At 69.1% G+C, this 24,529-nt stretch carries 24 protein-coding genes, 1 tRNA gene and 1 CRISPR repeat array; of the genes, 9 read left to right on the forward strand and 16 right to left on the reverse strand.

Features of this window, described 5'->3' with window-relative positions; translation table 11 throughout:
* Positions 1-27: 27 nt before the first annotated feature.
* The gene (locus ACIBHY_RS47885; RefSeq protein WP_397310260.1) at positions 28-2,604 is read right to left on the reverse strand and encodes a phosphoenolpyruvate synthase; all 2,577 of its coding nucleotides are present in this window, start codon (positions 2,602-2,604) and stop codon (positions 28-30) included.
* Positions 2,605-2,698: 94 nt separating this feature from the next.
* Here ACIBHY_RS47885 and ACIBHY_RS47890 point away from each other — a divergent pair, with 94 nt between their 5' ends.
* The 5 genes from ACIBHY_RS47890 (at position 2,699) to ACIBHY_RS47910 (ending at position 6,833) form a co-directional block, all read left to right on the forward strand.
* The gene (locus ACIBHY_RS47890; protein ID WP_397310261.1) at positions 2,699-3,280 is read left to right on the forward strand and encodes a TetR family transcriptional regulator; all 582 of its coding nucleotides are present in this window, start codon (positions 2,699-2,701) and stop codon (positions 3,278-3,280) included.
* A 560-nt stretch (positions 3,281-3,840) separates the two neighbouring features.
* A complete protein-coding gene (locus tag ACIBHY_RS47895; RefSeq protein WP_397310262.1) occupies positions 3,841-5,010 on the forward strand; it encodes a cytochrome P450 in 1,170 nt (389 codons plus the stop codon).
* A 30-nt stretch (positions 5,011-5,040) separates the two neighbouring features.
* Positions 5,041-5,787 (forward strand): HAD family hydrolase, encoded by a 747-nt coding sequence (locus tag ACIBHY_RS47900; RefSeq protein WP_397243706.1) that lies wholly within the window; start codon positions 5,041-5,043, stop codon positions 5,785-5,787.
* 12 nt (positions 5,788-5,799) lie between these two features.
* On the forward strand, positions 5,800-6,066 hold the full coding sequence (locus ACIBHY_RS47905) for a DUF4031 domain-containing protein (protein WP_379622405.1): 267 nt from the start codon (positions 5,800-5,802) through the stop codon (positions 6,064-6,066).
* 29 nt (positions 6,067-6,095) lie between these two features.
* Positions 6,096-6,833: a maleylpyruvate isomerase family mycothiol-dependent enzyme gene (locus tag ACIBHY_RS47910; protein ID WP_397310263.1), complete on the forward strand. Its 738-nt coding sequence runs from the start codon at positions 6,096-6,098 to the stop codon at positions 6,831-6,833.
* On the opposite strand, the gene ACIBHY_RS47915 is transcribed toward ACIBHY_RS47910, so the two are convergent.
* Positions 6,830-7,426: a metal-dependent phosphohydrolase gene (locus ACIBHY_RS47915; RefSeq protein ID WP_397310264.1), complete on the reverse strand. Its 597-nt coding sequence runs from the start codon at positions 7,424-7,426 to the stop codon at positions 6,830-6,832. The genes ACIBHY_RS47910 and ACIBHY_RS47915 overlap by 4 nt on opposite strands.
* A gap of 47 nt (positions 7,427-7,473) precedes the next feature.
* Here ACIBHY_RS47915 and ACIBHY_RS47920 point away from each other — a divergent pair, with 47 nt between their 5' ends.
* Entirely contained in the window at positions 7,474-8,658 is a 1,185-nt protein-coding gene (locus tag ACIBHY_RS47920; protein WP_397310265.1) for an alpha-hydroxy acid oxidase, read from the forward strand.
* Between the two features lie 29 nt (positions 8,659-8,687).
* Here the strand turns inward: ACIBHY_RS47920 and ACIBHY_RS47925 are convergent, their stop codons facing one another.
* On the reverse strand, positions 8,688-8,927 hold the full coding sequence (locus ACIBHY_RS47925; protein ID WP_397243698.1) for a DUF6011 domain-containing protein: 240 nt from the start codon (positions 8,925-8,927) through the stop codon (positions 8,688-8,690).
* A 58-nt stretch (positions 8,928-8,985) separates the two neighbouring features.
* Positions 8,986-9,402 carry an SsgA family sporulation/cell division regulator gene (locus ACIBHY_RS47930; protein ID WP_020547189.1) on the reverse strand — a complete coding sequence of 139 codons (417 nt, stop codon included), beginning with the start codon at positions 9,400-9,402 and terminating at the stop codon, positions 8,986-8,988.
* 431 nt (positions 9,403-9,833) lie between these two features.
* Here ACIBHY_RS47930 and ACIBHY_RS47935 point away from each other — a divergent pair.
* Positions 9,834-9,908 (forward strand) — tRNA-Val (locus tag ACIBHY_RS47935).
* Between the two features lie 93 nt (positions 9,909-10,001).
* On the opposite strand, the gene ACIBHY_RS47940 is transcribed toward ACIBHY_RS47935, so the two are convergent.
* From ACIBHY_RS47940 to ACIBHY_RS47980, 9 genes are all read right to left on the reverse strand, one after another.
* Positions 10,002-11,183 carry a tyrosine-type recombinase/integrase gene (locus tag ACIBHY_RS47940; protein WP_397310266.1) on the reverse strand — a complete coding sequence of 394 codons (1,182 nt, stop codon included), beginning with the start codon at positions 11,181-11,183 and terminating at the stop codon, positions 10,002-10,004.
* A gap of 4 nt (positions 11,184-11,187) precedes the next feature.
* Positions 11,188-11,310 (reverse strand): CopG family ribbon-helix-helix protein, encoded by a 123-nt coding sequence (locus ACIBHY_RS47945; protein WP_184961950.1) that lies wholly within the window; start codon positions 11,308-11,310, stop codon positions 11,188-11,190.
* A 115-nt stretch (positions 11,311-11,425) separates the two neighbouring features.
* Complete coding sequence (locus ACIBHY_RS47950; RefSeq protein WP_397310267.1) at positions 11,426-11,608, reverse strand: helix-turn-helix domain-containing protein; 183 nt, start codon at positions 11,606-11,608, stop codon at positions 11,426-11,428.
* A 139-nt stretch (positions 11,609-11,747) separates the two neighbouring features.
* Positions 11,748-13,523: a cell division protein FtsK gene (locus ACIBHY_RS47955; protein ID WP_397310268.1), complete on the reverse strand. Its 1,776-nt coding sequence runs from the start codon at positions 13,521-13,523 to the stop codon at positions 11,748-11,750.
* A 26-nt stretch (positions 13,524-13,549) separates the two neighbouring features.
* A complete protein-coding gene (locus tag ACIBHY_RS47960) occupies positions 13,550-13,903 on the reverse strand; it encodes a hypothetical protein (RefSeq protein WP_397310269.1) in 354 nt (117 codons plus the stop codon).
* A gap of 114 nt (positions 13,904-14,017) precedes the next feature.
* On the reverse strand, positions 14,018-14,206 hold the full coding sequence (locus tag ACIBHY_RS47965; RefSeq protein ID WP_397310270.1) for a hypothetical protein: 189 nt from the start codon (positions 14,204-14,206) through the stop codon (positions 14,018-14,020).
* Between the two features lie 176 nt (positions 14,207-14,382).
* Positions 14,383-14,598, reverse strand: a complete 216-nt coding sequence (locus tag ACIBHY_RS47970) for a hypothetical protein (protein WP_397310271.1) — start codon at positions 14,596-14,598, stop codon at positions 14,383-14,385.
* Between the two features lie 3 nt (positions 14,599-14,601).
* A complete protein-coding gene (locus tag ACIBHY_RS47975) occupies positions 14,602-14,958 on the reverse strand; it encodes a hypothetical protein (protein WP_397310272.1) in 357 nt (118 codons plus the stop codon).
* Positions 14,936-15,181 (reverse strand): hypothetical protein, encoded by a 246-nt coding sequence (locus ACIBHY_RS47980; RefSeq protein ID WP_397310273.1) that lies wholly within the window; start codon positions 15,179-15,181, stop codon positions 14,936-14,938. The genes ACIBHY_RS47975 and ACIBHY_RS47980 overlap by 23 nt, the downstream gene beginning before the upstream one ends.
* Before the next feature lie 837 nt (positions 15,182-16,018).
* Between ACIBHY_RS47980 and ACIBHY_RS47985 the strand changes: the two genes are divergently transcribed.
* Positions 16,019-17,443: a helix-turn-helix domain-containing protein gene (locus ACIBHY_RS47985; RefSeq protein WP_397310274.1), complete on the forward strand. Its 1,425-nt coding sequence runs from the start codon at positions 16,019-16,021 to the stop codon at positions 17,441-17,443.
* On the opposite strand, the gene cutA is transcribed toward ACIBHY_RS47985, so the two are convergent.
* From cutA to ACIBHY_RS48000, 3 genes are all read right to left on the reverse strand, one after another.
* Entirely contained in the window at positions 17,406-17,741 is a 336-nt protein-coding gene (gene cutA / locus ACIBHY_RS47990) for a divalent-cation tolerance protein CutA (protein WP_397310275.1), read from the reverse strand. The two genes, ACIBHY_RS47985 and cutA, sit on opposite strands and share 38 nt — an antisense overlap.
* Before the next feature lie 85 nt (positions 17,742-17,826).
* A CRISPR array of direct repeats spans positions 17,827-19,803; the repeat unit is 28 nt; unit sequence GGTTCACCCCCACGAGCGTGGGGACCTC.
* A gap of 1,134 nt (positions 19,804-20,937) precedes the next feature.
* Positions 20,938-22,494, reverse strand: a complete 1,557-nt coding sequence (locus ACIBHY_RS47995) for an alpha/beta fold hydrolase (RefSeq protein ID WP_397310276.1) — start codon at positions 22,492-22,494, stop codon at positions 20,938-20,940.
* Positions 22,495-23,008: 514 nt separating this feature from the next.
* Positions 23,009-23,704, reverse strand: a complete 696-nt coding sequence (locus ACIBHY_RS48000; RefSeq protein WP_397243694.1) for an SDR family NAD(P)-dependent oxidoreductase — start codon at positions 23,702-23,704, stop codon at positions 23,009-23,011.
* A 90-nt stretch (positions 23,705-23,794) separates the two neighbouring features.
* Between ACIBHY_RS48000 and ACIBHY_RS48005 the strand changes: the two genes are divergently transcribed.
* On the forward strand, positions 23,795-24,394 hold the full coding sequence (locus ACIBHY_RS48005) for a TetR/AcrR family transcriptional regulator (RefSeq protein WP_397243692.1): 600 nt from the start codon (positions 23,795-23,797) through the stop codon (positions 24,392-24,394).
* Positions 24,395-24,529 lie beyond the last annotated feature (135 nt).

Here is a 24,529-nt window from a genome sequence, read left to right on the forward strand (position 1 = left end):
CCGGTCTCGCCCCATCATTTTCTCCCGTCACAGGAGGTGCACGGTACCCAGGGTGCCGTCCACCCGGATCCGCGCCCCGTCCGGAATCGCCGTCGTCGCCCCGTCCACCCCGACGACGGCGGGCAGCCCCAGCTCACGGGCCACGACCGCGCCGTGCGTCATCATCCCGCCCACCTCCAGCACCAGCCCCCTCACCGCCGCGAACAACGGCGTCCACCCCGGATCCGTGTACGGCGCGACCAGAATGTCCCCCGGCTCCAGCCGCGCGTCCCGCGGCCGCAGGACGACCCTGGCGCGTCCCTCCGCGCTCCCCGCCGAGACCGCCTGCCCGGCCAGCACGCCCTCCCGCTCCGGCGCCGCCCGCGCCACGGCGACGGCCTCGCCGTCGCCGGTCAGCACCCTGGGCGGGCGCAGGAGCGCATCCGCCGCGTGCGCCTCCCGCCGCTCCTTCACCGGTACGGCCGGCCCGCCCTCGGCCAGCAGGCCGCGCAGTTCCCCGAGCGTCAGGTAGTGAACGTCGTCCACGGCCTCCAGCAGCCCGTTCGCCACCAGCCCTGCCGCCTCCTCGCGCACCGCCGCACCGAAGACGTCGAACAGCCGCACGGTGAAGTACTTGTCGTGCTCCCGCAGCGCCAGCAACTCCCGGTAGACCCGCACCACCCGCGCCATCACCACCGCCTTGGCCTGCCCGCCCCCGGTCGCCAGGAGGCGGGCGCGCAGCCGCCGCGCCGCCCGCACGGCCTCCCGCTCGCCGTCGCGGAAGCGCCGCCGGTGCTCCCCCGGCTCCGTCGTCTCGACGTTGGCCAGGATCCCGGCGAACAACTGCTCCGGATCCTCCCGCCACCGCGGCCTGGTGAGATCGATCTCGCCGGGGGCGCGCATGCCGTACCGGCGCAGGAAGTCCTCGAAGGCGCGCGTGAACGCGCCCTCCGGCCACACCAGCGGGTGCGGCGGGTCACGCAGGAACGCGAGCACGCCGGGGTCGTCGCGGGCCAGGTCGGCGAGGTCGCCGACGGCGAGGCCCATCTCGGTGGTGACGTTGCCTGGCAGCGACCTGGTGAGCGCGGGCAGTTCCGCGTCGTCGCCGAGCCAGCGCCTGCTCAGGGCGGCGGCGACGGCCCCGGCCAGCATGCCGGCGACGGGCTTGAGCAGCACCTCGGTGTACATGCGGATCGGCACGTGGCGCATCGTGCGCTGGATGCGGCGCACGCGTTCGGCTCCGGTGCTCGCGCCGATCTCCGCCCCGGCCCGGCGCAGCGTGCGCGCGATGAACGCCTCCGCCTCCGCGCGGGCGGCTCCGGGGCGCAGCAGGCTCTTGACGATCTTGCCGAGGGTCCGGGCGGCGAAGCGGGCGACGGCCAGTTCGCCGCGGAGGCCGCTCCGGCGGTACTCAGGCCGCTCCGCCACCCGGGCGAGCGCGGCGGCGGCCTGCTCGTCCATGCCGGCGAGGGCGCGGAGCAGCAGCGGCCGTCCGAGGCGGGTGGCCAGGACCCGGGTGACGTCGATGTACAGGCGGCCGCCCGCGGGCACCAGGTAGGGGCTCTCCTGGCCGATCGCCGAGCCGCCGAAGGGGAAGAACGTGCGCAGGACCGAGCGTCCGAGCGGCTTGATGGCGTCGGTCATCATCTGCTGGTGACCGAAGGAGAAGTACACCCTCGGCCCCGCCCCCTCGGGAACGGGGAACAGCGAGGTGATCGGCCGCGACTGCACGATGTGGAAGCGGCCGCGCGCCCAGGTCCACTCGACGTCCTGGGGCGTGCCGAAGTGGCGCTGGATGCGCGCGCCCAGCTCGGCCAGCGCGCGGATCCGGGCGTCGGGCAGCGCCTGTCCGCGTTCGGTGCTTTCGACGGTACGCGTGCCGCCGCCGGGCAGCGATTCGATCGTCACCTTCTTGCCGCCGAGGACGCGGTCGGTGACGACGCCGTGCCGTACCCGGTAGAGGTCGGCGTCGACCAGCCCGGACACGATCGACTCGCCCAGCCCCCACGAGGCGTTGACCACGATGTCGCGGCGATCGCCGGAGACCGGGTCGGCGGTGAACATCACGCCCGACACCTCGGGCTCGACCATGTGCTGCACGACGACGGCGAGGCGGACGCCGCGGTGCCCGAAGCCGCGGCGGGCGCGGTAGGCGATGGCGCGGTCGGTGTAGAGCGAGGCCCAGCAGCGGTGGACGGCGTCGAGGAGCTGCTCGCGGCCGACGACGTTGAGGAAGGTGTCCTGCTGTCCGGCGAAGGACGCCCCGGCCAGGTCCTCGGCGGTCGCCGACGAGCGCACGGCGTAGGCGCGCCCGGGGCCCGCCTCGTTCCAGGCGGCCAGGAGCTGGGCCTCGACGTCCGGGGGCATGGGAAGGTCCATGAGGTGGGCGCGCACCCGGGCGCCGGCGTGGGCGAGCGCCGCGAGGTCGGTGTGGTCGAGCGCGTCGAGCTCGGCGTGGAGGGCTCCCATGCCGTCCCCGGCGAAGGCCTCGTAGGCGGCGGTGGTGAGGCAGAAGCCCCCGGGCACCGGCAGCCCGGCACGGGTCAGCTCGCCGAGATTGGCGCTCTTGCCGCCCACCCGCTCACGGTCCGGCTCCTCGAAGGTCGCGATGAAGGGGTACGGCATGACCGGCCTCATTTCTTCGTCGTTGGTGAAGAATTTTGCCAGAGTTCACATGCTTTCTTCAACGGCGATGGAGAAAAGTAGGATCACTCTCACCATGAGCGGGACGGGCGCCGGGCGGCGCGGCAGGTGGCGCAGCGGCGAAGAGAGCCGCCGGCGCATCCTCGACGCGGCGCGGGCCCGCTTCGTCTCCCACGGATACGACACCGTCACCGTGCGGTCCATCGCCGCCGACGCCGGAGTGGATCCGGCGATGATCCACTACTTCTTCGGGAGCAAGGACAAGCTGTTCGCGGCGGCGCTGGAGGGGCCGGTGAGCCCGCGCGACCCGCTGGACGACCTGCTCGCGGACGGCCTCGACGGCGCCGCGGCCCGCATCGTCCGCGGCTTCCTGGCCGCCTTCGACGAGGCCGGCGGGATGGGCCCGCTGGCGCTCCTGCGCTCCGGCCAGTCACCCGAAATGGTGCGCGAGTACGTCGAACGCGAATTCACCACCCGCCTGGCCGGCCACCTCCAGGGCCCCGACACCGCCCTGCGCGCCCAGCTCATCACCGCCCAGCTCCTGGGCCTGGCCCTGGCCCGCTACGGCCTCCGACTTCCCGGCCCCGCCACCGCCTCCCCCGAGGACCTGGTCACCTGGTACGCCCCCCTCATCCAACCCCTCCTCGACACCCCCTGACCCGAACCCGCCACCGCCCCACGTCGCCACGGCCGACGCACCGCTCCCGAGCAGCCATCACCCCCCTGGCCCGAGCCGGGACAACCCGTGAGCGGAAGGCCAAGCCCGTCGACCGTAGCCCGGCCACCGCTCGGCATCGCCGCACCCCTCCTGGGCAGCGGTCGCGCCCCGGGGGCTGGGAGCCGGAGGCCAGAGGGCGGGAGCGATCCTGGGCCTCGGAAGCCAGAGGGCGGAGGGTGGGAGTCGGGGGTGAGCAGGGGTTCCCTGGGGCGGGTGTGGGTTGAGAGGTTGCTCACGATGGCCGGCGGGGGGCTTGGGTCGGGGCAAACCCCGGTCGTACCCCCATTTCGGGCCGCCGTTCCCCCCAGATGCCCCGGGCTTGCGGGCACACCGGAGGCGCGGGGCGTCCGGCGTGCGTAACGTGGCGTGCGGATGCGCCCTGCCGTACCGAATCTGAGGGTTGTGGATGGGGGTGGACGAAGGCCCGTCAGCAGGTGGGACCATCTATAACGGGATTTATCCCGACAAAATGCGATGACGCCTCCGGCAGGATGGGTTTGATGTCTGAGTCAGAGTTTCCCCTCGTGCAGTTCATGCGCGAAGGCTTCGACCCCGTGGCCGAGTTGGCCCGGATCCGCACAGAACAGCCGGTGTTCCCGATGGAGATCCCCGGCGACCAGACCGTGTACCTGGTGACCCGCTACGACGACGTCCGCGCCGTGCTGGGTGACCACGAGCGGTTCAGCAACGACTTCGCCGGTGTGATCGGCCTGGGGTCCAACCAGGACGACCCGGGCGGCCTCGGCTTCCGCGACCCGCCCGAGCACACGCGGCTGCGCAAGTACTTGACGCCGGAGTTCACCATGCGCCGCCTGCGCAGGCTGGAGCCCCGGATCGAGGCCATGGTCGAGGAGCACCTGGACCGCATGGAGGCGGCGGGCAGCACCGCCGACCTGGTCGAGGCGTTCGCGCTGCCGATCCCGTCGCTGGTGGTGTGCGAGCTGCTCGGCGTGCCGTACGCGGACAGGTCGGACTTCCTCAAGCTGAGCACCGACCGCTTCGACTTCACGGCGGGACCCGAGGCGTCGCTGCAGGCGATCAACGACGCGATGACGTACCTGACCGACCTGGTCGCCCGCGAGCGCCTGAACCCCGGCGACGGCCTGCTCGGCCAGCTGCTGCGCGAGCACGGCGACGAGCTCGACGACCGCACGCTCGCCAGCATGGCCGACGGCCTGCTGACCGGCGGCCACGACACCAGCACCAGCATGCTCGCCCTCGGCTCGCTCTGGCTGATGAACAACCCGGACGAGGCCGCCAAGGTCCGCGAGGTCGACGGCTACGTCAACCATGTCGTCGAGGAACTGCTGCGCTACATGACGGTCGTGCAGGTGGCCTTCCCGCGCTTCGCCCGCGAGGACCTCGACCTGTTCGGCACGCCCATCACCAAGGGCCAGCTCGTGCTGTGCTCGCTGACCGCCGCCAACCGCGACCCCGCGCTCGGCGAGAGCATGGACACGGCCGTGCCCACCCGGGAGAGCGCCGGTTCCCATCTGGCCTTCGGGCACGGCATCCACCGCTGCATCGGCGCCCCGCTGGCGCAGATGGAGATGCGCATCGCCTATCCGGCGCTGCTGCGCCGTTTCCCGAACCTCCGGGTGGACGGCGAGGTGCCCTTCAGGAAGCTCGCGATCGTGTACGGCCTGGAGAAGCTCCCCGTCGCCTGGTAGACGGCAGATCGGCGGCGTAACGTCACGTATGTGAACGGACACGCCATCGACCTGAGCGCCATCGGCGCCGTCGTGTTCGACAGCGACGGCGTCGTGACCGACACCGCGCGGGTGCACGCGGCCGCGTGGAAGCATGTCTTCGACGGATTCCTGCGTGGCCGCTCGGCGCCGTTCGACATCCGCGCCGACTACGTGCGCCATGTCGACGGACGCCCCCGCCTGGATGGGCTGCGCACCTTCCTGGCCTCGCGCGGTATCACCGTGCCCGCGGGCTCGCCCGACGACGAGCCGGGCGCGCCGACCGTGCACGGCCTGGGACGGGCCAAGGATCTGGAGTTCCAGGCCCAGGTCGACAAGTACGGCGTGGCCGCCTTCCCCTCGGCCGTCGCGCTCCTGCACGAGCTGCGCCGCCGGGGCTGCCGCACCGCGGCGGTGACCTCCAGCACCCACGGCCGCAGGCTGATCACCGGGGCGGGCGTCGCCCACCTGTTCGACCTGGTCGTGGACGGCAACGACGCGGCCCTCATGAACCTGCCCGGCAAGCCCGACCCCGCCCTGTTCCTGGAGGCCTGCCGCCGCCTGGACCTTCCGGCCGCCCGCGCCGCCGTCGTCGAAGCGGCCCTGCCGGGCCTGGAAGCGGGCAGGAAGGGCGGTTTCGGGCTGGTCGTGGCCGTCGACCGCAACGGCCGCGCGGCGGAGATGCGCGAACTGGGCGCCGACCTGGTGGTGGCCGACCTCAGCGAGCTGGAGGTACGCGGGCGGGTGCCGGTTTCGTAGACAATGTGAGGGATGACCGTCCTCATTGATCCGCCGAACTGGCCGGGGCCGCGTGGCCTCATGTGGTCCCACCTGGTCAGCGACACCTCTTTGGAGGAGTTGCACGCGTTCGCGGGGCGCCTCGGGGTGCCGGTGCGCGCCTTCGACCGCGACCACTACGACGTCCCCGAGACCGTGCACGCCCAGGCGGTGTCGCTGGGCGCCGAGGCGGTCAGCAGCCGGGAACTGCTGAGGCGGCTGACCGAGGGCGGGCTGCGGCGCCGTAAACGATCGTCGTAAGCCAGAACATTATTCGGTACGGTGGGCTCATGACGGACATCTTCGGCGACCTGGAAGCCGAGTACCGGCAGCTGGACTCCGTCCTCGCCGCCCTCACCCCCGCGCAGTGGTCCCATCCCTCGGCCGCCGAGGGATGGACCGTCTCCGACGTCGTGCTCCACCTCGCCCAGACCGAGGAGCTGGTCACCGCCTCCCTGGACGGCCACGACGGCCTGTTCGCCCGCGACCCGGCCGTCAGCGACGTGGACGGCATGGCCGCCGGCCTCGTGGCGGCCCAGCGCGACATCACCCCGGACGCGCTGCTGGCCCGCTGGCGCGCGGCGGCCTTCGCCACCCCGCCCGCCCTGGCCGGACACCCGCCGCGATCCCGCCTGACGTGGGTGGCCGGCACCCTGTCGCCGGGCACCCTGGCCACCACCCGCCTGGCCGAGCACTGGGCGCACGCCTACGACGTCACCGCGCCGCTCGGCCTCGCCTACCCCGCCACCGCGCGGCTGCGCCACATCGCCTGGCTCGGCCACCGCACCCTGCCCTACGCCTTCACCCTGGCCGGCCTGGAACCCCAACCCGTCCACTGCGTCCTGACCGCCCCCGACGGCGGCTCGTGGCACTACGGCGACCCCGGCTCGCCGTCGGTCATCACCGGTCCCGCGGCCGAGTTCTGCCTGGTGGGCGCCCGCCGCCTGGCCCCGGCCGACTCCACGCTCCAGGCCACGGGCCCGCACGCCGCCCAGGCCCTGGCCGTCCTGCGCAACTACGCCGCCTAGCCCCCGAGCGCGGCCAGTTCGGCGCTCATGTTGTGGCGGGCGCGCTCCTGCCACAGCGCGCGGGCGCGTTCCGTCCGGTAGAGGTTGGGTACGGCCAGCAGCCGCGCCAGCACCGCGCTCCGCCCGGCCGCGAACAGTTCGTCCGGCACATGCGCGTACTCCCGGCGGATGTCGGCCGCGTACACCTCGTATCCGGGCCGGCCCAGGACCGCGAGGTCGGCGTCGCACAGGACCGCGCCGTTGGCGTCGCCGTCCCGGAGGGTGTCGTGGGCGGCGGTCAGGCGGACCAGCCTGGCCACCTCGGCCACCCGCTCCGCCGGTACGCCACAGGCAGGCAGGCGGCGCTGGGCCATCTGGGCGCTGCGTTCCTCGTCCCAACCGGGCCGGCCGTCGTAGACCGCGTCGTGGAACCAGGCGGCCAGCCGTACCGCCACAGGATCACCGGCCAGGTCGGCGAGGTCGTCGACGGCGGCGAGCACCGCGCGCAGGTGCGTGAGCGTGTGGTAGCGGCGATGCGGCTCCGACCAGCGGGCCACCAGCTCGGCGTGGAGCGCCTGGGCGGCGGGCGTGTCGGCGACGAGCTCCCCGATCATGGCTTCAACGCTATCGCGAGTGACGGCAAATTTCGTGTAATGGTCGGATGGGCGATGGACGGCGGTTTCCCCGGTGGCGCGACCTGCGGGCGGTGCTGCCGCCCCTCGGCAGGCGGGACCGGCTGCTGGCCGCGGCCGACGTCGCCGACATCCGGCTGCTGGCCAGGCGACGGGCTCCCCGGCTCGTCTTCGACTACGTGGACGGCGCGGCGGAGGACGAGATCTCCATGGCGCGGGCGCGCGAGGCGTTCGCTCGGGTGGAGTTCCGGCCGCGGATCCTGCGCGACGTCGGCGAGGTGCCGCTGACGGCGCGGGTGCTGGGGCGGGAGATCAGCATGCCGCTCGTTCTCGGGCCGACCGGGTTCACACGCATGATGCACCGCGACGGGGAGAAGGCGGTGGCGCGGGCCGCGGCCAGGGCGGGCGTGCCGTACACGCTGTCGACCATGGGGACCACGCCCGCGCCCGAGGTGACGCGCGCCGCGCCCGGCGGGTGGAACTGGTTCCAGCTCTACGTGGCGCGCGATCGCGGACGCAGCCGCGCCGCGCTCGACCTCGCCCGCGACGCGGGCATGGACGTGCTGGTCGTCACCGCGGACGTGCCGGTCGCCGGCGCGCGGCTGCGTGACGTACGGCACGGCCTCACCATGCCGCCGACGTTGCGCTGGGGCAGCGCGCTGCGGGTGGCGCGGCATCCGGCCTGGTGGTTCGACTTCCTGACCAGCGAACCCCTCACCTTCGCCACCATGGGCGGCAGCGATCTGGCCGGGATCACCAACCTCATGTTCGACCCGGGCGTGACCTTCGCCGACCTGGAGTGGATCCGCGGGGCGTGGGGCGGTCCGCTGGTGGTCAAGGGCGTGCAACGCGTGGACGACGCGGTCGCCCTGGCCGAGGCCGGGATCGACGGGATCGCCGTCTCCAACCACGGCGGCCGCCAGCTCGACCGCGCGGCCACGCCCCTGGAACTGCTGCCCCGGGTGGCCGAGGCCGTGGGCGACCGCGCGGAGGTGTACCTGGACGGCGGCGTGCGCGGCGGGGCCGACGTCGCCGCCGCGCTCGCGCTGGGGGCGCGCGCGTGCTTCATCGGCCGCGCCTACCTCTACGGGCTGATGGCCGCGGGCGAGCCGGGGGTGGACCGCGTGCTGGACCTCGTCCGCGCCGAACTGACCCGCACGATCCAGTTGCTCGGCGGCTCTCTCGACCCTTCCGTGGTACGGCTCCGCCCCTGATCGCGACGGCGGCACCGGGTCGTCAGGCGCTACCGCGACTCGGTCTCCTGCCTCTGAGCCAGGAGATCGAGCTGGCCCTCGCACATCCAGTGGGCCGCGGCGGCCCGGATCCGCACCGGTTTACGCCTGGCAAGGCCGAGGCGTTCGGCGCATTCCGGGCCGATTCTGGCCCAGCGCGACTCGGGTGCGCGCAGAACATGCCGGCACGCGCGGCAGCGCACCACGTGCTCACGCGCGGCGGGTTCGCTGAAGACTTCGAGGAGGTTCACGGCGCCTCCCATCCTGCCATGGGGGTCTGGTACGGCCGGGCAGGCGCGGCCGAGGGGGTCAGGACGGCCAGAGCATGTTGGTGAGCTCGGCGTCGAGGTCCATGAAGTCGGTCTCCCTGCCTGCGGGCACCTTCTCGTAGGTGCGATGCAGGAACTCGGTGAGAGGTGCCAGCGGGACTTCGAAGAGCGCCTGCCCGAACGGTGACGTCAGGCTGATGTGCAGGGTGCGTTCGCCGTCGGCGCGGGCAGGCCAGACCTGCACGTCGCCGTCGCCGACACGCCGCACGATCCCAACGGTCAGGAGTTCGCGGGCGAAGATCCACTCGACCGGTTCGTCGTTCCCTACGTGGAAGGCCATGCGGATGGCATACGGGTCGTCGGCTGTGTAGCTCAGTCCGGCGAGCAGGGGGACGGTCGTACGGTCGGGGACCACAAGCCGAAGGCCAAGCTCGGCAGAGACGGTGGTGCTGTTCATCGTCAGCCAAACCTTTTCGTCGTAGGGTCCCCTCTTCGGGGCTTACTGCTCTGACGGACTTCGTCCTGAGCTATGACGCGGAACGAAGAAACCTGTAGGAAAGATTCCGCTCCTGAGGCCTTCTGTAACGCACATCACAGCAGGACATTTGGGCATCTACCAGGCTAAACGGCATCAATCGGGCCGTGTTTGCAAGGGTTTTGCGAGCTGTAGAGCCCACCCCGGCGAGCCCTCGGCACCTTTCGGGCGAAAGATCCCCTTTCCCAGCGCCTTCCGAACATGACCGATGCTATGCCAACCAGCCGCCACGCCGACGGGCAACCACCGCGTTTCCCCCCGAATCCTCTCGGGGCAGCTCGCCGCTTCGCCACCTGCTCCGGAAGTGCGGTATGGTTTTCCCCGTCGGGCACCACAAAGGGGCCAGGCAGGGCGGGCGATTAGCTCAGCGGGAGAGCGCTTCGTTCACACCGAAGAGGTCACTGGTTCGATCCCAGTATCGCCCACCAGCTCAGAAGGGGTTTCGGAGCCATCCGAGGCCCCTTTTCGCATGTCTGAGAAGTCAACGGGAGCCAATCGGGGAGCCATCCCACTCGGACTCTCTACCCGTGTTGGCTGTCGCCGAAGATGATGTTCATCGTCTGGGCACCCTTGGTGATCACCGGTCTGAGTTGGTGACGGTACACCGCTTCGGTGACGCTCGTGCCCGCGTGCCCGACGAGATCGGCGATGGTCTCGATGGGCACACCCTGGTCACTCATGATGGAGACGAACGAGTGACGTAGTTCGCGAGGGGTCCAGGTGGTTCCGATCCCCGCGTTCTTGGTGATCCCACGGAAGGAGCGTCGAACATTGGCCGCGTCCAGCGGGCCGCCCACGCTCGTGCAGAACACCAGATGGTGAGCCTGCCATGCCTCGCCCGCCTTCAGTTTCTGAGCGGCCTGGCGGACATGGTGTCGCTGGAGCGCTTGAACGGCCAGCTTGGGTAGTTCCAGCGTCCTCCGTGATTTCCGGGTCTTGGTGTCGCCTCCTCTCCGGACAGTCCGCCATACGTAGATGGCGAACCTCTTGTGCTTGAACCCAGCCTCCGTCACCGGCCGCCAGGACTTGAGCTTGGGGACCCATGCCACGACGTGGTCCCAGCGCAGCGCTCTGGCCTCCTCGGTGCGAACGCCCGTGGTGAGGCTGAGCACCACGTAGGCGTGCAGATTCGTCGAAGCCGCAGCCTTGAGAACCGCCGTCGCCTGCTCTCGGGTAAGCGCCCTGCTCGGTCGTCCGTCCACACCTTCGGGGGTGGTCACCAACTCGGCGACGTTCCTCAGGACCTTGTTGCGCGCTTGGGCCTGTCGGATCGATCGCTTCAGGATGCCGTGAACCTCCCGGAGGGTCGTGGTCGCCAGGTGGGTGGCGAGCTCGTCCAGCCACTCGTCCACGTCGTCAGCGATCAAGCCGTGGAGTTTGCCTGCTCCCAGCGCCGGCATCACGTGTTTCTCGGCGAGCCCGGTCAGCTTGACGATGGTCGCGTCGGATCGCCCCTTGAGACCTTTGGCGAGCCAGTCCTTGATGGCATCGTGCACGGTGTAGTTCTCCGATGCCGCGATGCCCGCCTCAATATCTTCAACGACCTTGATCAGCTTGCCCTTGACCGCCGCCTTGGACTTGCCCTTGCGCTTGATGCGGTGGCGTCTGCCGTTCGGGAGGAACCCGAGGGAGATGGCGCCGGTGTAGCCAACTCCCTCGGGATAGATGGTCGCTTCGTACTTGCCGATCAGGATTTTGGCCAAGGGATCACCCCTTCTCGTGACGGTTGAGGTACTCCTCGATCGCCTTCCTGATCACCCACGACACATCTCGTTCCTGCGACTCGGCGTACCTGCGGAGACGGTCTTTCAGCTCCGCGTCGACCCTCACGGGTGGCAGGGTCGTTCGGTCGCTCGTCATTGACGGCTTCCTTTCGGGTGTGTCATGCAGTTATCAAGAGGCGCTTGCCGGCGGACCGGCGTGTAGAGCAACGTAGCACGCTGTTCTACGCCTCGTCGAGGCTTTCCAGTGATGAAACGAAGTCGGCTAAGTGCCGGTCGGTGATGCGGCGCAGCTTGCCGATCTTGATGCTCTTGAGCTGACCAGTGCGGAGAAGGCTGTAGACCTTGTCACGCCCAACGCTCAGCATCTCTGCGACTTGTTCGACGGTGTATGCCTGAATGTGCATCCCTCCCCTCGTTCGCCGGTGGGCGACTCCCTTCTCGTACGTCACGATGGGTAGTTGTGCATCGTGCACGTGCACGTCCCGTGTGCCCGCCTATACGCGCAGACGCGCGCGAGCGTGCACGTGCACAAGACGGCGTCAGTTACGGAGTGTGAGGTTCGGCGCGCCAGCGTCCACGTGTGATCTGGACGGCGCGTTGGGATCGAGCGAGCTGGACGAGCCGGTAGTACACCCATCGGCGGCCCATGCCTGTGGCGGCGATCAGGTCGGCGACCGGCACCCCGTCCGAGGGCGCCGCTTTCAGGGCGTCTTCCAGGGCCTGTTCCGCATCCTGGATGGCTTCGGAGCGAGCGTGTCGTGCTGGTTGTGGGTGGTTGTCGTCCGGAACGGCCCTTTCCAGGGCAGTGGCCGACACGACGTCGAGCTGTGGGCGGTGTGCCGCGTGCCGGTCGGCGGTGGCTTGTACGTGGGCGTCGGCCAGGAGATAGGCGCGGGCTCGCCTCGGGGCGTCGTGTTCGGGGGCGGAGATGAGGAACTTGCCGGGTGCGTCGAGGCGGTGGGCGTGCCAACCCGACTTGAGCATGCCCTGACCAAGGATCAGATCGACGTCCCGTTGCTCGCGTACGCGGAAGGACAGGCGGACGTCCATCTGTGAACGGACCACGCCTTTGCCCATGGCCTTCTGGGTGGGGCGTTGGGTTGCGGCCACGAGCTGTACACCGGGTGCGCGTCCGCGTCGGGCGATCGAGTCGGCGTGCCGGATGGCGTTGGGGGCCTCATCGACGAGTTCGGCGTACTCGTCGATCACGATGACCAGTTCCGGCATTGCGGGGCTGGGCGTCCAGAGGCGTTCGCCGGCTCGTGCGAGGTGATCCGCGCGCCCGTCGAGAATGGTCACCCCATTCGCCAGCAGGCCTTCTGCCTCTTGCGGAGTGGTGGCCAGGCGGTCGAGGCAGGAGGCCCAGGGCATGAGTTCCATGCCGCCCTTGAGGTCGACGCCCCAGATGATCACATCGGGGCAGGCGGTGAGTTCCCCGAGGAGGACGTTCATGCCGCCGCTCTTGCCCGCCCCGGTGGCTCCGCCGAACAGCGCGTGCCGTCGCAGCAGGGAGACGCGGACCGGGGTGCCGTCCTCGAACAGCCCGATCTTGACGGGTTGCGTGATCGAGGAGATGGACGGTCCCGGCCACGTGATCGCGTCGGCGTGCGGATCGGTTTCGATCACCCTCACGTCGGCTCGGTTCGCTTCCCTGGTCGGTACCGGTTGCACACGCACCGCTCCGCGCTTGGCACCGAGCGCGGACTCCAGGGCGGGCACCTTGGCGATGGCGTCCTCGACGGTCTGGCCTGGTCCCAGGGCGACCCGGAAGCGGTAGCCCCAGACGTCCACGAGTGCCGACTGCACGCGTGAGCCGGCCAAGGCGACGGCTTCGGCGATGTTCGGCCATGCGGCCAAGGTGCGTTCGACGCGTACCCGGGCGCGCCGGCGGCGGTGGGCCCACCACGGTGCGGCCAGCAGCACACCCCCGATTCCTAGGACGAGCGGTAGCGGTCGGTTGAGCGGGCCGTGAACGGTGCTGGTTGCCAGCCATCCACCGGCAAAAGCCGTGGTGACAGCCGCGTAGCCACGTTCGATCGGTCGGCTGAGATTGATCCACTGCCCCCAGATGAGCACCGCCACGGCACCCAGGGCGGTAGTCCCTGCGATGGTCGGCCCCCACGTGCGATAGGCGGCGTTCAGGAACATCGCGGCCGCCAGGAGCAGAGCGGCCATAGTGACGGGGGTGAGTTCGGAGCGATAGCGCCACATGGCGCGGCCTATGGTCGCGATGATCATGGGCGCAAGCTCTAAGTCGTCGGTGATCGATGCGATCGGCTGGACACCCATTCGGCGCATGCGGCGGGCGTTGCGGCGCATCTGGTGCCGAGACGTACGGCGGTGGGTCATTGGGCATCACCCCCCGCCCCACGCGGGAAGGCGTTGGCCTGTTGCGCGGCTACCTCATCGCGCACGTACCACAGCGGATCGGCCTCGCCATCGTGGGCGGCTGCGAGCGTCGCTTGGGCGGCTGCCAGCAGGTTGGCGCGGCTGTGGCGTGTCTTGTCCAGCTCGGTGCGCACGTGGCTGAGTTCGACTACGAGGGCGCGAGCGTCATACAGAACGGTGTCGAGGTGCTCCCAGATGGGAGCGTGAGCGGGGGTGGATCGGGTGAGTGCGGCGATGAGGTGGACGGCGGTGTGGTTGCGGGACAGAACCTCCTGTAGCTGGGCGGGCGGGTAGGGGTGGCGGTGGGTCATAGGGCATCCCTCCTTCGGGTCGGCGATGTGGGTCCAACGGCAGCTCCTTCCTGGTCGTGGCGGTGGGGTGCCAGCGCGCGCGGGCACTGGCGTCGTGGTGTGGTGAGTGTGACCTCATCGGTCGGTGATCAGGTCGAGCAGTCCGCTCAGAACGTGCTGGATGTCGGGAGCGACTGCGGTTGCTGCCAGCAGGAAGCCGAACACGACGGACACGATCGCCTGCCACAGGCGCAACCCGAGATACCGCAGGCCGATGAACACGACCACGCCCAGCAGCACGACCAGGGGAATCGTGATGGTCATGGGCCTCACCTCCTCTCATGCCTTGTCGGGGGATTCAGATGCCGTCGTGCAGGGCCTTACGGCGGTGCCAGCGCCAGCGGGCGCGGCACTTGGCGCACCTGCGATTACCGGGCTGTACGGCAGCGCCGCATAAACATGAGCCGGCGGCGGATCGGGGCAGGGACCTCAAGAGGCATTCACCTCCTCTCCGGGCAGACGGCGGGGGTGTCGTGGCAACGGTGGGCGTACGCGACGATCAGGCGACGCGTCATCCCGTCGGCGTGAGTGGGCACAGTGCCGTTGAGAAGCCGGCGGTCATCGCTGCGGATCGAGATCACCATGAGGGCGAAGAGAGCGAGCGCGGCTGCGGCGAGGACCAGGGCGGCCACGACAATGAGGGCGGCGATGTCCACGACTCACACCGCCTCGTCGTCGGGAGTGACGGCACCCTCGTAGGACACCAAGGCCCTGTGACGCGCCATTGCCTCGTCCGTGACGACGAAAGCCCGGAAGGCGACCACTCCAAAGCTGACCGTGGTCGTGTAGTTGCCGTGGGAGACAGCCACAGGCGTGCCCAAGTGGCTGGCGATTCGTTCTACCTCGGTGACGGCCTGTGCTTCGGTCTGGGCTGATCCGTTGTGACGAGGCAGCACCGATGCATCCACGTACATCGGTGCCGGGATCTCGGGGTGATCGTCGAGGAAGTCGGCCAGCTTCCGGAGATCGGCGATGACCTGATCCCGACGGACGTCAGTGATCGTGTCGTCGGTCATGTGAGATCACCTTCCTTATGAATTGAGTCGTACAGAGACGGAGCGCGTCGGGGCAGTTCTCCAGCACATCGGCAATGGCGTGAAGGGTGATGATCACGAGCAGCAACGCCGTGGCGGCAAGAAACGAGGAAGCAAGGCTGTCCGCACAGATGTCCAGCAGCTCGGCAAGGGTGCGCGTGGCCGTGATCAAGCGTGTTGGCTGAGTGCCTTCAAGACCGGTCACTGAAGATCACTTCCCTTCCGTTCCGTCTGTGCGCTTGACCTACGAGTGCGAAGGTAGGTCTGACGGAAGGGCCCGCCCCATCGCGAGATGAGATCGTGCGATGAGATCGTTTAGATCCTGCGGTGAGATACACGCCATCTGGTGGTGAGATACGCCGCAGGTCAAGCGGCATGGCGCGCACACACGAAAAACCCCCGGCAGGGCCGTGGGAACGAGCGCTCTGGGGAACGCTGCCAGCCCTGCCGGGGGCGTCTGGAGGGAATCAGGTACGGCAGCGCCTAGGTGGGGAGCCCTCCAGGCCTGTCTCCTCACCTATCCGGAGAGCACACGCGCTGCCGTACCCGCTATGGGGCTCAGGCCGCTGATCTCCCCCGGGACAGACCCCGGGTTTCGGCCTCAAGATGCCTGCGTAGTTCGTCGAGGTCCGCTCCACACCGCACGTTCGAGAGGCCAGTGTGTTTCGGTACAGCGATGATGCGAATCGCACACCAGCCATCTCCAGGCCCGGCCACGTCCTGAATCCGCCAACCCGGATAGGCCGCGCTCAGCTGAGCCAAGGTCACGGGCACGGCGCCTCCTTGGCCGCCGGCCGCGAAAGCGGATCGGAACCACAGGGGCCGGCGTGGCGAAGCATCCATCTATACGGATTCATTCGCTAACAACCTCCCCAGAAGCCAAGGAATCGCCCGAGCGCTGCTGACGTGCGCTCTGTGCCTCTGTGAGGTTCCCAAGCAAGGAGGTTCCAGCGAATCTCACCGTGATATCTCACGATGTGATGGACTAGAGAAGACTCACCTTTCCTTGTAGGCGCGCTACCACGGGAACGGAACGCCCGCCATGACGATGGACCAAGCGCACATCCGGGAAGTCCTCGCAGGCGTTTTCGCACGTCAGGACCTAGAGGAAGTGTGCAAACGTCGTGATGTCGGAGGCGTCATCCGCGTGCTGAACAAGTACGGCATCACGCAAGGACAGATCGCCGGTCTCACCGGCATCACACAAGGGCGCATCAGCGAGTACAAGACCGGGAAGCGCTTCGCGACCGCAAAGTCTACCTTTGAGTCCATCGCTGATGGTTTGGGCATGCCTGCGCACTTGCGTAGGTCTCTGGGGCTTGCGCCTGGTGGCAGCGACGATGCCCGACGTGTTGGCGATGGGCTGCAAATCCCGACGGACACCTTTGATTTGCAACTCCTGGCCGAGGCGATCGGGAAAAGAGGCGAGGCATTGAAGCGCCGGGAATTACTGCGAATGGTGGCACAACTGGGTGCGACGACGACGCTCGCGCAGAGCGAAGCATGGGAGAAGATCTCATTCGCTCTGACAAAGCCATCCGCCCTTGACGAGGCAATCGTCCGTGAGATGGAAGCTAGATCCGCCGGATTCCATCGACTCGAAGAGATGCTTCCAGCGAACGCCATCTTCAAGGGCCTTGCGGCCCACCTGCGGGAAGTCGGCACCATCCTCAATGGCACGGCATCCGATCCGAAGGACGACCTTCGTCGGCGCCTCATGGTGGTGGCCGGCGAAAGCAGCGTCCTGGCTGGGTGGATCGCGTCGGACCTGGGCAGCCCACCAACCGCACGCAACTTCTACGACACTGCGGAGAAGGCGGCAAGGGAAGCAAACGACCTGAGCATCATCGCGTGCGCCTATGGATACCGAAGCTACATTCCCAGCTCGAAAGCGAATCACGGTCGGGCCCGAGCCCTCCTGGCCAGTGCGCTGGACTTGCTTCCAAAGTCCGCGTCACCCGGGACGACCTCGTGGCTTGCGGCCAGACATGCTGAGGAGAGCGCTGCGCTCGGCGACAAGGAAAACGCGTACCGCTCATGGGCAGAAGCGCAAGAGGCGTTCGAAATCGCCGATCCCGACGAGGATCGTGTCTGGACCCGATTCCTTGATCAGGATCGTTTCGATGCGTTTCGGATAGCCACGTTCTCGCAGATCGGCCAACTGAGCGAGGCAGAAGAAGTCGCCAGAGCCGTAATCGCGCGATTGCCGGAAGTGGACAGGAAGCGCGCGGGCATCATCCTTGGCGATATCGCCATGGCGCATATCGCACACGGGTCAGCGAACGAGGCTGCGAGAGCCGCACGGGAAGGGCTCGCGGTGGTCCGCGAGACAGAGTCGGTCATCTGGTTGCCGCGCTTCGAAATACTCGCAAAAGCGCTTGAGAGATGGCGGGTACAGCAGCCAGTGCGCCTCTTCCTGGAGGACATCATCATGACGAAGCGTCAGTTTTCCGCGTCTCGTCAGTAATCCATCGAAGATACTCAGCGCTGCCCGCCACGACGTCAGTAGCGATGATCTCAGGCGTCTCATAGCTGTGATTGGCCTTGATATGTCTTTCGAGATCATCAAAGTGAGCGGCTGTGGTCAGGATGACCAACTGCCACTCAGTCACATCCTGCAAGACGCCGCGCCACCAGTAAACGGACCTGATCGGACCTACGATCTGAATACCCGCCGCCAGGCGCTCGCCGGCGATGCTGCGGGCAAGTTCGGCCCCCTCCGTGGCCGTAGGCACAGTCGTCACGACCTGCACGTAACCCTTCACAACTCAGTTCCCCTTGAGTCGAAGGTAGGACGCATGCTGCTCTCTTCGACCCTAGCGAACGCAGTCGTTGCCTCCGTGATCGCTGGTTCACCCCCACGGGCATGGGGACCTCGGCGATCGGCTGGAGCCACGAGCTGTGCGAGCCGGTTCACCCCCACGAGCGTGGGGACCTCGCCACCACGTCGCGGGTCGTGCAGCCCTGCGTCGGTTCACTCCCACGGGCGTGGGGACCTCCATTCCTCGCGCGCGGGCCGCCTGTCCTGGGGAGGTTCACCCCCACGAGCGTGGGGACCTCTCCCGCGGGATGCCGAGCGCGTCAGCTACAGCAGGTTCACCCCCACGAGCGTGGGGACCTCCCCGAGGTAGGCCGGCGCGCTGGGCCCGTCGTCGGTTCACCCCCACGAGCGTGGGGACCTCGTCGTGTACTGGATGGTGGCACCATCCCACAGCGGTTCACCCCCACGAGCGTGGGGACCTCCAGCACAAGGGCGCCGACAACGCGTACAAGACCGGTTCATCCCCACGAGCGTGGGGACCTCTGGTTCCGCCTGGCGGCAGCCCTCCGCATACGCGGTTCATGCCCACGAGCGTGGGGACCTCGACATATTGCCCTGTTCGAGATCCTTGTTCACCGGTTCACCCCCACGAGCGTGGGGACCTCGCTCCAGCTGGCGTTCGGGTTGCTGTTCTCGATGGTTCACCCCCACGAGCGTGGGGACCTCAGGAAGGCCTGGCATACGGTGCAGTAGTTGCGCGGTTCACCCCCACGTGGGGGTGACCCGTCCTGGACCGCCGGCATGCTCGGCTCGTGGAGCTCGTCCCCACGCCTGTGGGGGTGACCCGCGAGACGCCGCATAGACCCTCTATGCGAGAAGCTCGTCCCCACGCCTGTGGGGGTGACCCGAACCTCGCGCGAAACCAGTGCGTGGCCGCCTCCTCGTCCCCACGCCTGTGGGGGTGACCCGGTCGTGATCGTCGAGGAGCAGGCCGAGGTGATCTCGTCCCCACGCCTGTGGGGGTGACCCGGAGATGTTTGACCCTGCGGCGGCTGCGTTGGACTCGTCCCCACGCCTGTGGGGGTGACCCGATCACGGCTGGGACGATCGGTGCGAACATCATCTCGTCCCCACGCCTGTGGGGGTGACCCGGTCCACGACGACTTCCTCACCCCGCAGGCGTGCTCGTCCCCACGCCTGTGGGGGTGACCCGTTCGGCCGCGCGTACCGGATCGTGTAACCGGCCTCGTCCCCACGCCTGTGGGGGTGACCCGGCGCGGTACGGCTGGCTGCGCGACGGGACCCGCTCGTCCCCACGCCTGTGGGGGTGACCCGTCGGTGGCGCAGCTCACCTACGAGGCGAAAGCCTCGTCCCCACGCCTGTGGGGGTGACCCGTGGAGGTTCGCCGTGCCGTTCAACGACCTCGGCTCGTCCCCACGCCTGTGGGGGTGACCCGCATGCGTCGATGGCGGATTGGACGCCGTCAGGCTCGTCCCCACGCCTGTGGGGGTGACCCGGCTTCGGCTGGCTGGCCTTCATCGAGCTGCCGCTCGTCCCCACGCCTGTGGGGGTGACCCGGCGGCGACGAGGGCCATCAGGTCCGGGTCCTCCTCGTCCCCACGCCTGTGGGGGTGACCCGACCTCGCGGGCGTTCGGGATGAGGTCGGGCGGCTCGTCCCCACGCCCGTGGGGGTGACCCGGCCTTGGCCCGGCCGAGGACCTGCCCGCACGACTCGTCCCCACGCCCGTGGGGGTGACCCGACGAGTGGTCACGTGATGACCCCTGGTGGATGCTCGTCCCCACGCCCGTGGGGTCGACCCGGAGATCGGCGTCGACATCGACGCCTCCCAAGCCCCGTCCCCACACCCGTGGGGGTGACCCGCCCGAGGAGTCGAGCCGGTCGACGTTGCCGCTCTCGTCCCCACGCCCGTGGGGGTGACCCGAGCTGCTCAACGCCGTTCTCGGTGAGCTCCCACTCGTCCCCACGCCCGTGGGGGTGACCCGCCGTTGACCGCTCCGCCCAGCGTGGTGAGGAACTCGTCCCCACGCCCATGGGGGTACGCCACTCAAGCCTTGATCTCCCAGTGACAGACAGGAATCGGGAGCACCCAACAGTTGCTCATACGGCGAAGGCCCTTCACCCGTCATGGCGAGGAGGGCCTTCGTTGCTTGAAGCATGCCTTCTCAGCGCCAGGTTGCGCTCCGAGCCTGCAACCATTCCTGAACGCCAGCGGCGCGGATCTCTGTCGAGTCGCGGAAGCATGCCGGGGAGAGCGGGCTCCCCGGAGTGCCGTCGTCGGATACGGCAAGGCCGGGTTCGGCCAAGACGGGTACCTCGACGAGGATCAACCACTCGTCCGGGCCGCACTGCTCCAGGACGGTGCCCGGTAGCCACGGCCATGAGCTGCGATCATCGTTCTGCTCGGCGTGCAAGGGATACCTGACCAGGACTCGCATCTCCTCAGGGAAGACCCCGTCGTTTCGGCCAGGGCCGTACCTGTTAGCTTCGTAGATCACATCGGCTCCTCTCCTGCTCCGGAGAGGGGCCGTGGGAGCCAATTGTGGGAGCCAATGCGTTCCGGCTCCCTCGGACTTCCCTGGACCTCCCCAGAGTGTTCTGTGAGGTGAGAAGCCCCCGATCGACTCCGATCGACGTTGTCAGACTTGCTTTCTTGCCTTCACACAGAAGAGGTCACTGGTTCGATCCCAGTATCGCCCACCAGCTCAGAAGGGGTTTCGGAGCCATCCGAGGCCCCTTTTCGCATGTCTGGGAAGCCAATCGGGGAGCCATCCCCCTCAGGCTTGACCCAAGATGGCTCGGGCCTCTCGGCTTCAGACCAGGTACCCCAGGGCGTCTGCACCTGGACCACGCCCTCGCCGTCGCGGACCGGGTCGAGCCCGTTCCGCCGCGGCTGTTCGTCTGGCTTGTTTTCAGATCTTCGCGGTTGACCGGTCCGGGGTGATCGCGGTGAGTGGATCGGGGTAGCGCAGGCCTTCGCCCGTCATGCACGCGCTCCAGGAGCGGAGGGCCCGCTTGACCTTCTCGTCGTGCTGCGACGGGGTCGTAGGCGGCGGGCGTCCCTCCGGCGGTCGCGGCCGGCGCGGCGCGTACCGCACCGATAGGCCGCGACAGCCCGCGAGTAGGTGCTCAGAAGAGAGCGTTCCAGGTCGGAGTGAGTGGACGAATTTGAGGTTGGCTCAGGGGGCGATCTCGAATTCCGGGGGCTTGAGGTCCTTCAGGCAGTCGGTGATCGGGGCCGTGGGGGTGTCGAAGAAGGAGGCGGTGATGGATTGGGCGCACTTCGAGGTGGCGAAGACCACGTGGGGTTCGTACGGCACCGTGACGACGGTGGCTCGGGGCAGGGTGCGGGCCACGTACGGGCCGTTGGCGGCGCCGGTCTGGGAGTCGAAGCCGCCCGACAGGGCGAGGGTGGGGATGTCGCTTCGGGTGACGTCCCGGATCGAGCGCGGGGCGGCGGGGACGTCCCAGACCGCGCAGTCCGGTCGGAGGAAGGTGAGCTGAGGAGCCTGGGCCAGGACCGAGCGGGGGAACGCCGGGAAGGCCGCCCGGCCGGCCCGCATGGCTTCCGCCTCGGTTTCGTACGGCACCCACTCGCTGCAGAAGACGCCGTAGGCCAGGCCGTGGGAGGTGCGGCCGAAGGCCTGCGGGCTGATCTTGCCGCCCGCCCACTGCTCGGCGATGCGCCGCGGTTCGCCGTGGGCCAGTTCGTCGAGCGAGCGGGGGACGCCGGTGGCCAGGTGGGTGGCGGAGGTCAGCCAGTTGACCAGCGCTCCGCCGTCCAGAACGACCTTGACGGGGTTCGGGCTGCCGGGGGGTGTGACGACGGTGGCGACCGGCTTGGCCTCCAGATCGCGGACCAGGCGGTCGAAGGTGGCGGACAGGTTCGGGTAGCGGCGGTCGCAGGCGGGCTGTTCCGCGCAGGCCTTGAACAGGCCGTCGAAGCCCTGCCGGGCGCTGCTCCAGGTCAGCGCCGACCCTGCCGTGGACGGTGGCAGGATGCCGTCGATGCCGACCGAGCGGATTCCCTCCGGGTGGTCACGCATGTAGACGAGCGCCAGGTGGGTGCCGTAGGAGATGCCGAACACGTTCCATCGCGGGATGTTCAGGGTGCGGCGCAGGTCGGCGTAGTCGGCGGCGCTCTCGATGTCGTTGTAGGCGGCGAGGTCGGCGCCGCGGTCCGCCAGCTGGTCGCGGCAGCTCCGGGTCGCCTTGACGTGGCGGCGCCCGGTGGCCGGGGCGTCGTAGACCAGGCCGACGGCGCGGGCGTTGAACTCGTCGATGGTGCGGCAGGTGAGCACGGGGTCGGCCGAGTACGTTCCCCGCTGAGACATGAAGATCACGTCCCGGTCGCGGTTCAGGCCGCCGTCGACCGCCATCGTCGCCTCGCCGACGGCGTCGTCGCCGGGCCCGCCGGCCAGCCACACGATCGGGTCGGGTTCCGGCTTGCGGGCCGCCGCCGCCACGATCGCGACACGGAGCTTGATCGGGCGACTGTCCGGTTTGGTGCGGTTCTCGGGCACGGTGAGCGTTCCACAGCGAGCTCTTTCGAGAACGGCGACCGGCTCCGGCGTCCTGGGGCAGGGGCCCGGCTCGAATCGGGCATCGCCCACGGTCCGGGCGACCGTGCCGGTCGCTTCCCGCACGCTCGGTGTCGCCGTGAGCAGACCGGTGAAGAGGATTCCGGTCGCCGCCGCGGCCGACGTGGTGCGCAAACTCGCGCGTGACCGTGCCATCTGCCCTCCCCGTCACTTCGGGATGATCGTGAACGGTTCCCACCGAAGCCCTGCCACACAGCCGGTGTCGGACGCGGCCGGGTGGGCCGGGAAGGACGCCAGCACCTTCTGGGCGCAGGGCGACCGCGGGACCACCCAGTGCCACGTGCCGCCGTGCCGGACCCTGTGGTGCCGGCGCCGGCCGTTGCCGGGCAGAGGGGCGCGAGAAGCGTCAGCGTGGCCCCTACGGCCGACGCTCCGGCGAGAAGGCTCTGCTCTGCCATATGGCCCCGTTCCCCCGCCGGGCGATGCCTCGGCGGTATTGGCGGAACGCGCATAATCCACGTTACCGGAGGCCCGAAAACACACCAAGGGCGCCGAACGCCCTCGCGGTCCAGCGATGCCGTCAGGTGCTCGATCCCCCGATCGATGGAGTGCCGGTGGCCTGCTGTTGTGGTTCGTCATGCGTCGTTGAGGCGGAGGGGTTCCAGGCGATCATGCGGATCCCAGCGGAGCGAGATGCCGGGACTGACCGCTACCACGGGACGATCTTGCCGTGGCGGTCCAGGAACCGCAGGCCCGGGATGCCGGTCTGTGCTTCGAGGACATCGGTGACCGCTGGGATGCTCTCCTGAGCGGTCAGTGGCGCGTCGGGGCCGCCCAAGCGGGTCTGGTTGTGGCCGGGGTCGATGAGGAGTTTGGTCTGTCCGTCGTCGGCATGGCGGGTGGCGTAGCTGCGCATCAGCTGGTTGAGGGCGGCCTTGCTGGCCTTGTAGAGCTCGTAGCCGGGCTCGGTGTTGCGCGAGACGCTGCCCTGCTCGGATGACATGACGGCGACGGTTCCGCCGGGTACGACGAGGTCGCGGAGGGTTTCGAGGGCCCGCAACGGGCTCAACGCGTTGGTGATCATCACCTCGGTGAACATGCCGGTCGGGACCTCGTTGATCGGCAGGTCGCCTCGGTCGATGGCGGCGTTGACGAAGAGCAGGTCCAGCCGGCGGCCCGCCAGGCGCTCGCGTAGTGCGGCCAACTGGTCGGTCCTGGTCATCTCCAGCGACTCGATGGTCAGCCGGCCGTTCGAGGCCTCGGCACTCGCGCGTAGTTCGGCGGTGCTCTGGCGCATCGTGGCGGTGACGCGCCAGCCGCGCCGGGTGAGCTCGCCGGCGAGGGCGAGTCCCAACCCTCGAGAGGCTCCGAGGATGAGGGCTTGGCGGTCGGGCGTGGTGGACACATGGGCTCCTTCGTCGTGGAGCTGTCACCATAGACGCAACGTTGCGTCCAGACAAATGCGCGGCAGCGCCGGACGGGTATCGTGTCCCGCATGCCCGTCGCGAACTCCCAGCCCCGCAGGACGCGCTCAGGTAGCCGACGCGACGAGGCCGCCCGCCTGGCAGTACTGCACGCCGCGGACGACCTGCTCGCCGAGCACGGCTTCGGCGCACTGACCGTCGAGGCGATCGCGCGTCGTGCCGGTGTCGCCAAGCAGACGATCTACCGCTGGTGGCCCTCGAAGGTCGAGGTTCTCCTTGACACGCTCATCGAGGACAGCGGCAAGCGCCTGCCCATCCCCGCGGACACGCCCACGGCGGACGGCATCCGTGGCTACATGCGGGCCTTCGCGCGATTCGTCACCAGCGATCCGGCCGGCAAGGTCCTGCTCGCCCTCATCGCCGAGGCACAGCACGATCCCGCTACGGCCAAGCTCTTTCACGAGCGCTACCTCGGTCCACGCCGTGAACAGGAACGTGACATGCTCGCGCGCGCGATCGACGCCGGAACGGTCTCGCCCAGCCTCGGCCCCGACGCCACGATCGACGCGCTGATCGGGCCGATCGTCTATCGGGCCCTGACCGGGTCGAGTGTCCCCAGCCGCCTGGTGAACGCCCTTTGCGACGACCTCCTCAGGCCTCGCTCCGGCTGAGGCCGGCATCCGCCGGCGCAATGGACGCTGACACGCCACACGCATCGCGGCCCCTTTCTACGCCTGTGCGGCAACCCGGCGCCGTGGTCTGCGACGGGGGCTCCGGTGCGGCAATGCACCGCGGCTTCCGGTGAG

It is taken from the genome of Nonomuraea sp. NPDC050547, from assembly GCF_044457345.1.
Lineage (GTDB): Bacteria > Actinomycetota > Actinomycetes > Streptosporangiales > Streptosporangiaceae > Nonomuraea.

Bases quoted from the DNA above. Each gene is read 5' to 3' on its own strand.
- ACIBHY_RS47965 (WP_397310270.1), bottom strand. From the start codon at position 14,206: ATGACCATCACGATTCCCCTGGTCGTGCTGCTGGGCGTGGTCGTGTTC.
- ACIBHY_RS47890 (WP_397310261.1), top strand. From the start codon at position 2,699: ATGAGCGGGACGGGCGCCGGGCGGCGCGGCAGGTGGCGCAGCGGCGAA.
- ACIBHY_RS47975 (WP_397310272.1), bottom strand. From the start codon at position 14,958: ATGACCGACGACACGATCACTGACGTCCGTCGGGATCAGGTCATCGCC.
- ACIBHY_RS47920 (WP_397310265.1), top strand. From the start codon at position 7,474: ATGGGCGATGGACGGCGGTTTCCCCGGTGGCGCGACCTGCGGGCGGTG.
- ACIBHY_RS47995 (WP_397310276.1), bottom strand. From the start codon at position 22,494: ATGGCACGGTCACGCGCGAGTTTGCGCACCACGTCGGCCGCGGCGGCG.
- ACIBHY_RS47955 (WP_397310268.1), bottom strand. From the start codon at position 13,523: ATGCGCCGCAACGCCCGCCGCATGCGCCGAATGGGTGTCCAGCCGATC.
- ACIBHY_RS47915 (WP_397310264.1), bottom strand. From the start codon at position 7,426: ATGATCGGGGAGCTCGTCGCCGACACGCCCGCCGCCCAGGCGCTCCAC.
- ACIBHY_RS47950 (WP_397310267.1), bottom strand. From the start codon at position 11,608: ATGCACATTCAGGCATACACCGTCGAACAAGTCGCAGAGATGCTGAGC.
- ACIBHY_RS48005 (WP_397243692.1), top strand. From the start codon at position 23,795: ATGCCCGTCGCGAACTCCCAGCCCCGCAGGACGCGCTCAGGTAGCCGA.
- ACIBHY_RS47895 (WP_397310262.1), top strand. From the start codon at position 3,841: ATGTCTGAGTCAGAGTTTCCCCTCGTGCAGTTCATGCGCGAAGGCTTC.
- ACIBHY_RS47905 (WP_379622405.1), top strand. From the start codon at position 5,800: ATGACCGTCCTCATTGATCCGCCGAACTGGCCGGGGCCGCGTGGCCTC.
- ACIBHY_RS47885 (WP_397310260.1), bottom strand. From the start codon at position 2,604: ATGCCGTACCCCTTCATCGCGACCTTCGAGGAGCCGGACCGTGAGCGG.
- ACIBHY_RS47910 (WP_397310263.1), top strand. From the start codon at position 6,096: ATGACGGACATCTTCGGCGACCTGGAAGCCGAGTACCGGCAGCTGGAC.
- ACIBHY_RS47930 (WP_020547189.1), bottom strand. From the start codon at position 9,402: ATGAACAGCACCACCGTCTCTGCCGAGCTTGGCCTTCGGCTTGTGGTC.
- ACIBHY_RS47960 (WP_397310269.1), bottom strand. From the start codon at position 13,903: ATGACCCACCGCCACCCCTACCCGCCCGCCCAGCTACAGGAGGTTCTG.
- ACIBHY_RS47985 (WP_397310274.1), top strand. From the start codon at position 16,019: ATGACGATGGACCAAGCGCACATCCGGGAAGTCCTCGCAGGCGTTTTC.